The 1286-nt window shown below is 63.5% G+C and carries 1 protein-coding gene; it reads left to right on the top strand.

What is annotated here, in order from left to right:
- Positions 1 to 165: 165 nt before the first annotated feature.
- Positions 166 to 1286 (top strand): hypothetical protein (locus tag MJD61_07325; GenBank protein MCG8555083.1); only part of this gene is annotated, 1121 nt, incomplete at its 3' end.

Raw genomic sequence — 1286 nt, 5'->3', positions numbered from 1 at the left:
GGGACGCTTGGGTCAGCAACTTGGACAATAGGGATGGAAAATGATCGTGACTCTGTGTGCAGATGGTAGCTGGCGGGTCGAGTTGCTGCTCGCCGTGTTCATCTCGTGGCGGGGCGCGGTTAGAACTCGATCGCCCTGCCACGCGCTATAATCGCGCGAGCCCACATGAAGTACCTGGTCCCCATAGGCCTCGCGCTGGCCTGGCTTTCCGCCGCCAAGGCCCGGGGCGAAGACATCGGAGCCCTTGTCAGGAACGCTGGTCGAGACCACCCGCGCTTGATCCTGAAGAGCAACCAGGACGTTGCGCTCCGGAAGAAAACGGAGGCCGACCCGCTGCTGCGTCGAGCCTCCGCGCTGGTGAAGGGCCTCGCCGACGACCTGCAGCGAACCGAGCCCGTGAAGCGCGAGAAGGTGGGTCAACGCCTGCTCCCGGTCTCGCGCACCTGCCTGAAGCGGGTCCTGCATCTCGCACTTGCATACCGCCTGACGGGCGACCAGCGCCATGCACATAGAGCCCAACGGGAAATGCTGGCCGCGGCCGCGTTTAGCGACTGGAACCCGAGTCATTTCCTGGATGTTGCGGAGATGACCGCTGCTTTGGCCATAGGCTACGACTGGCTGTACGCGGTCCTCGAACCGACGGCTCGAGCTACGATCAAGCGAGCGATCGTCGACAAGGGCCTGAGACCGTCGTTGCAGAAGGCACGCTGGCAGCAGATGACCAACAACTGGAACCAGGTGTGCCACGGCGGACTGGCGCTCGGCGCGCTCGCCGTCATGGAAGACGAACCGGACCTGGCGCTGCGAATAATCGAACGCGCGCTCGCGCGCGTTCCCATCAGCATGGCCGACTACGCGCCCGACGGTGCCTATGCGGAAGGCCCCGCTTACTGGCGCTACGGCAGCACCTACAACGTCCTGTTGATCTCCGCGCTGGAATCGGCTCTCGGCAGCGATCTGGGTCTCTTGAAGGCGAGCCCGTTCCTGGCCTCCTCCGACTATTTTCTCCACGTGGCCGGACCTACGGGGCTGTTTTTCAACTACTCCGACTCAGGGCTCCGGAGCGGGGTAACGCCCATCATGTATTGGTTCGCGGCGAAGCGACGCGAGCCATCGCTGTTGTGGAGAGAGCGGCTGGAGCTGAAGAGGTTTTTGGAGCAGCAGCAGCGGACCGGCTTGAAAACGAAGCCCCGGACGCCAAGGCGTCGGGTCAAAATAACATTGCCAGGTCGGCTTCGAGGCGCCCGGCCAGCAAGGCGCGCTGTCGCGCGAATACTCCCTGTATT

Source organism: Pseudomonadota bacterium (assembly GCA_022361155.1).
GTDB lineage: Bacteria > Myxococcota_A > Polyangia > Polyangiales > JAKSBK01 > JAKSBK01.
The sequence above is the reverse complement of the archived record's forward strand: the minus strand, read 5'-3'. Positions and strand labels throughout refer to the sequence as shown.